This window comes from Coleofasciculus sp. E1-EBD-02 (assembly GCF_040218245.1).
Taxonomy (GTDB): Bacteria; Cyanobacteriota; Cyanobacteriia; order Cyanobacteriales; family Coleofasciculaceae; genus Coleofasciculus.
In genome coordinates this window covers 1-8,604 of the sequence record NZ_JAVJQN010000186.1, presented here as the reverse complement: position 1 = coordinate 8,604, position 8,604 = coordinate 1, and the positions used below count along the sequence as shown (strand labels likewise).

Sequence of the window (8,604 nt, the reverse complement as noted above, 5' to 3'; positions counted from 1 at the left end):
TGACCTCAACTGTCCATATCTAAGGTGCCAGAACCCCCTTCTTACTTGTGGTTGGGTCAAATCACTCTGCCATAGCTGGGGGTTTGCGATCGCATGACCTCAACTGTCCATATCTAAGGTGCCAGAACCCCCTTCTTACTTGTGGTTGGGTCAAATCACTCTGCCATAGCTGGGGGTTTGCGATCGCATGACCTCAACTGTCCATATCTAAGGTGTCAGAACCCCCTTCTTACTTGTGGTTGGGTCAAATCACCCTGCCATAGCTGGGGGTTTGCGATCGCGTGACCTCAACTGTCCATAAGCTGTCATGCATTTAAATTGGGTATTAGTAGCGGGCAAGATGCTCGCACACCAAGGATTTCGCTATTTATTATTGACATTAAGGTTTAAATGCCGAACAGCTTATTGCCGCAACAACGGTTACTAATATCTATTACATTATCCGAAAAGCAGCAGGTGCAATAGTCGCCAATGATGCAATTGCCCAAATTTTAATGGACTTGCATATTTGCGCGGTCAATAGAGAGATTTTACAACAGGCGATCGCACTGAATTTTCAGGATTTTGAAGATGCGGTGCAGTATGCTTGTGGAATAGCCTACGGGGTAGATGCGATCGTTACTCGTGATGTCTCTGGATTTGTGAACGCTGAAATTTCTGTGATGTCACCTGGAGAGTTAGCCAATATTACCGACAAGTAAAGGAAGGGAACTGTGGATACTATTGTCAGGATTAAGTGCCGCTATATTAACTTATTATTCTATTCTAGAGATCATCTACTCTAGAATTATGTTGTTGGATGCTTGGCATGACTACTTTGACACTTGAGATAGAACCAATTGCTAACCAAATTAGCGTCACTGATGAGCGGCTGATTGTAGACTTAGCTGATGGTCGAAGTCTCAGCGTTCCCTTAGCTTGGTATCCACGTTTGATGTATGCTTCACCCACAGAACGGCAAAACTGGCAATTACTAGGTGATGGCTATGCGATCGAATGGACTGATTTAGACGAACATATTGGAATTGAGGGATTATTGGCAGGTAGACGCAGTGGTGAAAGTCAACAATCACTTGAGCGTTGGTTAGCTACACGCAGTACCTCTGCTAGTTAACACCAAATCTGCTAAAGAACTACGTAAAATACAATCAATAGTACAATAAAATCAGCAAACACTGTTGGAGGCGTGGTATGGGTATTTTTGGGATTCGAGCTGACGAGAGAGTTAAAAACGTCTACTTTACAGCGGAAACAATAACTGTAGATCTCATGGATGGGCGGGGAATTTCTGTTCCTCTCACTTGGTATCCAAGATAATAAATGCTACGTCTGAACAACGGGAAAAATGGGAAATATGCGGTGGAGGTTATGGGATTCACTGGGAAGAGATAGATGAGGATCTGAGTACAGAAGGAATGCTGAGGGGAGCGCCTGCTCCAAGAGTATCCTTAGCTAATGGCTAAGATGAATTCTGACGCCATCGCACTTCGCAGTCTCCACAATTCCCCAACTTGAGTTGGCAACATCTAATCAGATATTGGGTATAATCTTGACTGTCCCCATAATCGCTAATTAAAATATAAACAAGTAAAATTTTTTAGGGAGACTAGCGAGGTATGAGTTCAGTTGCTGACCAATTAGCTAATAGTCCGATTGAACGGTGGGTTAAGAAAGTCGAGTTTGTTAGTTCTGCTAATCTTGAAGACATAGAGGGCAGTGCATCGGGTGTGTATACTTTTGATGAACTGGTTGAAGTTACAGACAGAGAACAACTGGCGAAACGCTCTAAGCCCTCCTATCATTGGCAACCTGACGCTCATGAAAGATGGTGGCGTATTTGGTTTAAGGAGTCTAATCTAACAATTACGATTGATTTACATTCCTCTAGCGGTAAATATCAAACGAATATGTATGAAATTGACTTGGAGCGGTGTTCAAGTGCAACAAGCTTTGTTGGGTGGATATACGCTGCAACCTTACATAAGAAGTGGGCTTGCCCAGAAATGCTTTGGGCTGTCATGGAAGTTGCTGAAGAGGCAAGCTACAAACGATTTGGAGAATCTCTCTCTGATGCTTATTTGGCAAAAGGAGAACTAAACTGGGCAAAGCCTAATTGAATTGGTGGGTGAACTAGGTAGGGCTTACTGAATAAGTAGGTGGACACAATTAAAGTTAGCGGTGGAGATTAGGGAACAGGGAACAGGGAACGGGGAACAGTAAAGATTTGAGACTTATTTACATAACTTAATCTAGTTAAGTTTATTTCCACCAACCTACTTAAGTTGTGAGGTGAGCAGGGGATGGGGAGATTGTTATCTCTATCCTTGCTTCCTATTCTAGCTAGTAGGACAGGAAAGAAAATTTTGGAGTGAGACGTCTATTTTTAATTTATTTGTGTTCAGGAACTTAGTAAAGTTCAAGACAATCAAGTAAGGTATTCCTCATGAATTATTGAATTGTCTCAGCACCAGAACGAAGCATTGCTTCTATCCTAGTTGTTGGTGCATTACCACAGCGTAACCAAAGCACTTTCGGGGGTGAACCATAAAGACGGCTACGCTCAGCAAAATCAGCATCCTGCGTGACAATACAAAACTCTTTAACCTTGGCAAATTCCCAAATATCACTGTCATCGGCTTCAGTCATACCCTCAAATTGAACATGACTAGAATCTGGAAAAATATCTGCCAACCGAGTCACCAGTTTACGGCTTAGGTTTTGGTCAAACAATAGCTTCAAGTATCACGTACCACAGCAATAATACGACGTTCCCGATCAGCCGCAAATTCCAAACACGCTCGGATATCTTTCTCTGTCAGTTCCGGGAAATCATCTAAAATTTCTGCATGGGACATCCCCGCCGCCAACCAGCCCAACACATCATACACAGTAATCCGCATTTGTCTAATACAAGGCTTCCCGCCACGCTTACCCGGTTCGATGGTGATGATATTTCTATAACTCATAACTTGACCGCAACTATAAATTATTATCTCAAATACTATCGCCCAAAAAACCTCTGCGTCCCTCTGCGTTAACCTCTGCGCCCCTCTGCGTTAAAAAAACACATCGCTTCCCAGGAACAAAACCCCAACAACAACCCGACTTCTCATCCGAAATCTAGAAACCTACGAAAGTCGGGGCGGGTTTAGTCACATCTGGGTGCAACCGAAAAGATAGTCGTGAAACCCGCCCCTACAGAGGCATTACATACCGTGAACAGCAAGAACAACGCCCCCTCACAACCAATGGCAGAGGCAACGCTAAGATCATCAAGGACTATTACCCGCCATTGCCCTCATGTCTGATCTGACCAAAATTGCTTCCAACCCTACCCCATCTCTCAATGGAAACCAACCCCCCAGCCAAAACACCATCCGCATCCGGGGTGCCAGACAACATAACCTGAAAAACATTAACCTTGATCTCCCGCGCGATCGCTTAATCGTCTTCACAGGTGTCTCCGGTTCCGGTAAATCCTCTCTCGCCTTCGATACCATCTTCGCCGAAGGACAACGCCGCTACGTCGAATCCCTCAGCGCTTATGCGCGTCAATTCCTGGGACAACTCGATAAACCCGATGTAGACGCCATTGAAGGCTTAAGCCCTGCGATCTCCATTGACCAAAAATCCACCTCCAATAATCCCCGTTCCACCGTGGGTACAGTTACCGAGATTTACGACTACCTGCGCCTATTATTTGGTCGCGCTGGAGAACCCCACTGTCCGATCTGCGATCGCAATATCGCCCCCCAAACTATTGACCAAATGTGCGATCGCGTTATGGAACTCCCTGATCGCACCAAGTTCCATATCCTCGCCCCTGTCGTCCGGGGTAAAAAAGGCACACACAAAAAGCTACTCTCCAGTTTAGCCGCCGAAGGATTTGTTCGCGTCCGCGTCGATGGCGTGATCCAAAATCTTTCTGATCCAATTGAGTTGGATAAAAATTATACCCACACCATTGAAGTAGTGGTTGACCGCCTGATTAAAAAGCCGGGACTCCAGGAACGTTTAACCGACTCCTTGGCAACCTGTCTCAAACTTAGCAGTGGAATTGCGGTAATTCAGGTATTAAATGATTCAACTGCCGTCCCACCCGACTCAAATTCTCTCCCCACTGACGAAGAAAATGCAACCTCTTCCGAGCCACAACTCCCCAAAGAAATCGTCTTTTCAGAAAACTTTGCTTGTCCAGAGCATGGTGCTGTTATGGAGGAATTATCTCCCAGACTGTTTTCCTTTAACTCCCCCTATGGCGCTTGTCCTCACTGTCACGGATTAGGTAATTTACGTACCTTTTCCCCCGAACTCGTTGTCCCCGAACCCAGCCAACCCATATACTGTGCGATCGCACCTTGGTCAGAACGCGATAATTCCTATTACTTGTCCCTACTTTACAATATTGGACAAGCTTATGGCTTTGAACTGGGAACACCCTGGCAGAAACTGAACCCCGAACAGAAACAGGTGATTCTCTATGGGGCGGATAATCCAATTTGGATCGAAGAATTTAACGATTACCGCCGTTATCGAGGGGTACTTCCAATCCTGCAAAAGCAATATGATGAAACCAGTTCCGATACTTATAAACAGAAATTAGAGCAATATTTAGTCGATCAACCCTGTGAAGTTTGTAAAGGGAAACGATTAAAGCCAGAAACCTTAGCGGTAAGGCTAGGACAGTATCGGATTACCGATTTAATAGAGGTTTCCATTGGCGAAAGTCGCCAACGAATTGACCAATTCCAACTTTCATCCCGTCAAGCCAAAATAGGCGAACTCGCCCTCAAAGAAATTAAAGCTCGATTGCAATTTCTCTTAGATGTCGGCTTAGATTATCTAACTCTAGGTCGGGCGGCGATGACCCTTTCTGGAGGAGAAGCCCAACGAATTCGGCTAGCGACTCAGATTGGCGCAGGATTGACAGGGGTTTTATACGTGTTAGATGAACCGAGTATTGGCTTACATCAACGGGATAATGGGCGGTTATTAGCCACCTTGCAGAAATTGCGGGATTTAGGGAATACCTTAATTGTCGTTGAACATGATGAAGAAACCATTCGCACGGCTGACTGGATTATCGATATTGGTCCGAAGGCTGGAATTCATGGTGGCGACATTGTGGTTCAGGGAAATTTCACAGAATTACTCAATAGTGAAACATCGTTAACGGGAGCCTATTTATCAGGACGTCAGAGAATTGAAACACCAGGAAAACGGCGGGAAGGTAATGGGCGAGCATTAGTTCTAAAAAATGCCCACCGCAATAATTTAAAACATATCGATCTAGAGATTCCTTTGGGCAAGTTGGTTTGCATTACTGGGGTTTCCGGTTCCGGGAAATCCACGTTAGTGAATGAACTTCTTTATCCGGCGTTGCAACATCACCTGAGTCGAAAGATACCGTTTCCCAAAGAGTTAGGTAAGGTGAAGGGATTAAATGGCGTCGATAAAGCGATTGTGATTGATCAATCCCCAATTGGTAGAACCCCGCGTTCTAATCCCGCCACTTATACGGGGGTATTTGATGTGATTCGCGGACTTTTTGCTGAAACCATCGAAGCCAAAGCCAGAGGCTATAAAGCCGGACGGTTTTCATTTAACGTTAAAGGGGGACGCTGCGAAGCCTGTGGCGGACAGGGCGTGAATGTGATTGAAATGAATTTCCTCCCCGATGTTTATGTGCAATGTGAGGTTTGTAAAGGCGCAAGATATAACCGAGAAACGTTGCAGGTGAAATATAAGGGATATTCAATTGCTGATGTTTTAAATATGACAGTGGAGGAAGCGTTAGAGGTATTTAAGAATATCCCGCGTGCGGTGAATCGTCTGCAAACGCTCGTGGATGTAGGCTTAGGATATGTACATTTAGGACAACCTGCACCCACCTTATCCGGAGGCGAAGCGCAGCGGGTGAAATTGGCGACGGAGTTATCGCGACGGGCGACAGGAAAGACGTTGTATTTAATTGATGAACCAACAACGGGATTATCGTTTTATGATGTCCATCATTTATTAAATGTGTTGCAGCGATTGGTGGATAAAGGGAATTCGGTGTTAGTGATTGAGCATAATTTAGATGTGATTCGCTGTAGCGATTGGGTGATTGATTTAGGTCCTGAAGGGGGCGATAAAGGCGGAGAAGTGATTGCGGTGGGAACGCCGGAGGATGTGGCGGAGAATGAAAAATCGTATACGGGGATGTATTTAAAGGAGGTGTTGAAGCAGTATCCGCCAGTTACTGGTAATGTTTGAGATATCGTTTAGTCAGTTGGTAACTGAATGGTTGAAGAACATCCACATCTAATTGTAATCGCTGGACCCAATGGTGCAGGAAAATCAACATCTGCTCCTGCTTTGCTTCAAGGAACTCTCGGTGTCACCGAATATGTAAATGCTGATACAATTGCCCAAGGATTATCCGCATTTGCACCAGAAAGAGCCGCATTTCGCGCTGGACGGATTATGCTAGAGCGATTACAGCAATTGGCAAACGCACGAGTTAACTTTGCTTTTGAAACCACGTTAGCCAGCCGTAGTTTTGCACCTTGGATTGCTAACTTGCGTCAGAACGGTTATCGGTTTCATCTATTTTTCCTGGGATTGCCCAGTCCAGAGATAGCGATTGCTCGTGTGCAAGAACGAGTAAGCCTTGGCGGACATGATGTCCCGGAAGAAACCATCCGGCGTCGTTACCATGCAGGTATCCGTAACTTTTTTCAATTGTACAGACCCCTGGCAGATTCTTGGTTTTTCTACGACAATGCCAGTATGGAAGTACCCCGTCTCTTAGCGGCTGGCGAAAGAGAAGGTAGTGTTTATGTTGCACAACCCCTAATTTGGCAACAGATTGAGGAAGACTATTATGGCAGATAATTTTGGGAACGATAGAATTTCAGAACTTTTGGCTGACAGGGAAAAAATTAACCAAGCATTGGCTAAAGCTGTGCAAGATGCTTTGTTAAAACACAAACAAGCAGGTAATCCAGTGGCTATTTGGCGTGATGGTAAAGTTGTCTGGATACCTCCAGAGGAAATTTTTGCAGAGAAACATAAACCGTAATTTGCTGTTAAGTATCTGGTAATATTTGATACAGTAAATGCTATTCTAGCGAATCAGATTAAATGGCTATACTTGATTGTCTAATTAAACTAGAGGTATCTAGATATGCGTGATTTATTTCCTGGCTACTACAGACCAACATCCGAAGAAGAGTTTAAGAAGATTTGGCAAGAAGCTATTTTTTCTTTCGATGCCAATATCCTATTGAACATATATCGTTATAGTTCCGAAACCAAAGAAAGGCTTTTTGAGATTATTGAACACCTGATAGAGCGAATCTGGATACCTCATCAAGTAGCGTATGAGTATCAAAAGGAACGTCTTAAGGTAATCTCTCAGCAATCCCAACCTTATGATGAAATACGAAAACTGCTGGACGATGAACTGGAAAAGCTTAAGAAAAAGTTAGGAGAATATAGCAAACGGCACTCATTCACTGATTGTGTTGATTCTAAAAAAATAATCCAAACGATTGAAAGGGCTAATAAACGAGTGTATAAAATTTTGGAGGAAGGAAGAGAAAAATATCCGGATTTATTGGATGATGATAAATTTAGGGACAAGCTTACTAATTTGTTAGAGGGTAAAGTTGGAAAACCTTACTCAAATGAGGAGTTGGATAAAATTTATAAAGATGCTAAAAAGCGTTTTGAAAAGGATCAACCTCCTGGATATATGGATGACCGGGGTAAGAATAAAAAAGATGAACCTGAAAAATATGGAGATGTTGTCGTTTGGTATCAGTTGATCGATTATGCCAAATCTCAGAAGAAAGCTTTGATATTTGTAACAGATGATCAAAAAGAAGATTGGTGGTTAAAGCATCAAGGGAAAACAATTGGCGTCCGACCTGAGTTAGTGCAAGAAATGGTTGAAAAGGCAGGGGTTAATTTTTATTTATATACAGGGGATAAATTTCTAGAGTATGCTAGCAGTTTCCTGAAACTTACTGAGCAACCCGAAGCTATTGAAGAAGCTAGAGAGGTTAGGTTGCAAGATGACACAGATCAAGATATTGATGAACAAAAGCAGCGCAAAACTAGCTCTTCGTATAGTGAGCTTAGTGACATTCAATGGCGAAGCAATCAGTACCAGCGCCAAAAAAATTTGCTTGATGATATTCAACAGCAACTCAAGCAGTATCAGCTACCAATAGCTGTGCCTGATGATATTCAACAGCAATTCAAGCAGTCTCAACCCCAAAAAATTTTAATTGATGAATTGCGAAGAATCTTTGACCGCTATTCGTGACTATATCCGAAAAAATCCCTGGGATTGGCATAACGATGATTTGCATCCTGAGAATCTCCATAGCTGGGATGAATCTTGTCCTCTGGTATTTGAATTTCAGGGCAAATCTCACACTCAGGTTATTGTCAGATAAATGTGCGATCGCGTCTTTCCCTGTCATCTGGGTAGGGTTATTTTTTTGCACGATTGGGGTGGAGAGGAGGGCGGGTTTAGATACGTTATTCCCAAAAACCGTTACGTTGGCTGTCAAACCCGCCCCTACAGGATCTATCCTGTTGGGTAAACGT

Annotated in this window: 9 protein-coding genes and 2 pseudogenes; 9 read left to right on the top strand and 2 right to left on the bottom strand. The window is 43.7% G+C overall.

Annotated elements, in window-relative coordinates:
• The first annotated feature begins 404 nt into the window (after window positions 1–404).
• The 4 genes and pseudogenes from RIC07_RS28750 (at window position 405) to RIC07_RS28735 (ending at window position 2,117) form a co-directional block, all read left to right on the top strand.
• Window positions 405–701: a type II toxin-antitoxin system VapC family toxin gene (locus tag RIC07_RS28750; RefSeq protein WP_446397501.1), complete on the top strand. Its 297-nt coding sequence runs from the start codon at window positions 405–407 to the stop codon at window positions 699–701.
• Window positions 702–808: 107 nt separating this feature from the next.
• Window positions 809–1,114, top strand: a complete 306-nt coding sequence (locus RIC07_RS28745) for a DUF2442 domain-containing protein (RefSeq protein WP_446397500.1) — start codon at window positions 809–811, stop codon at window positions 1,112–1,114.
• A 77-nt stretch (window positions 1,115–1,191) separates the two neighbouring features.
• Window positions 1,192–1,463, top strand: a pseudogene (locus RIC07_RS28740) (DUF2442 domain-containing protein).
• A 153-nt stretch (window positions 1,464–1,616) separates the two neighbouring features.
• A complete protein-coding gene (locus tag RIC07_RS28735; RefSeq protein WP_446397499.1) occupies window positions 1,617–2,117 on the top strand; it encodes a hypothetical protein in 501 nt (166 codons plus the stop codon).
• Window positions 2,118–2,448: 331 nt separating this feature from the next.
• Here the strand turns inward: RIC07_RS28735 and RIC07_RS28730 are convergent, their stop codons facing one another.
• Both RIC07_RS28730 and RIC07_RS28725 read right to left on the bottom strand, forming a co-directional pair.
• Window positions 2,449–2,739, bottom strand: coding sequence for a DUF5615 family PIN-like protein (locus tag RIC07_RS28730; protein ID WP_446397498.1), 291 nt, complete (start codon window positions 2,737–2,739; stop codon window positions 2,449–2,451).
• Window positions 2,736–2,966, bottom strand: coding sequence for a DUF433 domain-containing protein (locus tag RIC07_RS28725; protein ID WP_446397497.1), 231 nt, complete (start codon window positions 2,964–2,966; stop codon window positions 2,736–2,738). The genes RIC07_RS28730 and RIC07_RS28725 overlap by 4 nt, the downstream gene beginning before the upstream one ends.
• A gap of 334 nt (window positions 2,967–3,300) precedes the next feature.
• Between RIC07_RS28725 and uvrA the strand changes: the two genes are divergently transcribed.
• The 5 genes and pseudogenes from uvrA to RIC07_RS28700 form a co-directional block, all read left to right on the top strand.
• Window positions 3,301–6,258, top strand: coding sequence for an excinuclease ABC subunit UvrA (gene uvrA / locus RIC07_RS28720; RefSeq protein WP_446397496.1), 2,958 nt, complete (start codon window positions 3,301–3,303; stop codon window positions 6,256–6,258).
• 27 nt (window positions 6,259–6,285) lie between these two features.
• Window positions 6,286–6,879 carry a zeta toxin family protein gene (locus RIC07_RS28715; protein WP_446397495.1) on the top strand — a complete coding sequence of 198 codons (594 nt, stop codon included), beginning with the start codon at window positions 6,286–6,288 and terminating at the stop codon, window positions 6,877–6,879.
• The gene (locus tag RIC07_RS28710; protein ID WP_446397494.1) at window positions 6,869–7,066 is read left to right on the top strand and encodes a hypothetical protein; all 198 of its coding nucleotides are present in this window, start codon (window positions 6,869–6,871) and stop codon (window positions 7,064–7,066) included. The genes RIC07_RS28715 and RIC07_RS28710 overlap by 11 nt, the downstream gene beginning before the upstream one ends.
• A gap of 105 nt (window positions 7,067–7,171) precedes the next feature.
• Window positions 7,172–8,317: a PIN domain-containing protein gene (locus RIC07_RS28705; RefSeq protein WP_446397493.1), complete on the top strand. Its 1,146-nt coding sequence runs from the start codon at window positions 7,172–7,174 to the stop codon at window positions 8,315–8,317.
• Window positions 8,314–8,604 (top strand): annotated as a pseudogene (locus tag RIC07_RS28700) (hypothetical protein); the annotation flags it as partial. The gene RIC07_RS28705 and the pseudogene RIC07_RS28700, both read left to right, overlap by 4 nt.